Source organism: Mesorhizobium sp. M2A.F.Ca.ET.039.01.1.1, assembly GCF_003998035.1.
GTDB lineage: Bacteria > Pseudomonadota > Alphaproteobacteria > Rhizobiales > Rhizobiaceae > Mesorhizobium.
The window spans coordinates 1-407 of sequence record NZ_RZRY01001580.1; the positions used below are offsets into that span (position 1 = coordinate 1).

A 407-nucleotide genomic window follows, 5' to 3' on the forward strand; every position below is an offset into this window, starting at 1 on the left:
AGCGGATGCCGAGAGGGTCGCGCAGATCCTCGAAGGTGAGTTCCGCTTCCTCCAGGCCGAGTTCCTCGCCCTGGTAGAGGCAGATCGAGCCGCGCAGGCAGGCGAGCAGCGCGATCGAGAATTTCGCCACCCTGTCCGGATCGCCGCCCGGCCGCGTCCAGCGGCTGACATGGCGCACGACATCGTGGTTGGAGAAGGCCCAGCAGACCCAGCCGTCGGCGACGGTGCCTTCGAAAGCCTCGACGCAGCCGCGTATGTGCGCCGCCGAGAATTGCGGCCCGAGCAGGTCGAATGTGTAGCACATCTGCAGCCTGTCGCCGCCGGAGGTGTAGGCGGCGAGCGTCTGCAGCGAGCGGTCCTCGTCACCGACCTCGCCGACCGCGGCGCGGTCCTGATACTCGTCGAGC

At 68.3% G+C, this 407-nt stretch carries 1 protein-coding gene; it reads right to left on the reverse strand.

Annotated features, from left to right (window positions below; all coding sequences use genetic code 11):
* Positions 1–407 (reverse strand): alpha-amylase family glycosyl hydrolase (locus EOA24_RS41005; RefSeq protein ID WP_245502020.1); only part of this gene is annotated, 407 nt, incomplete at both ends.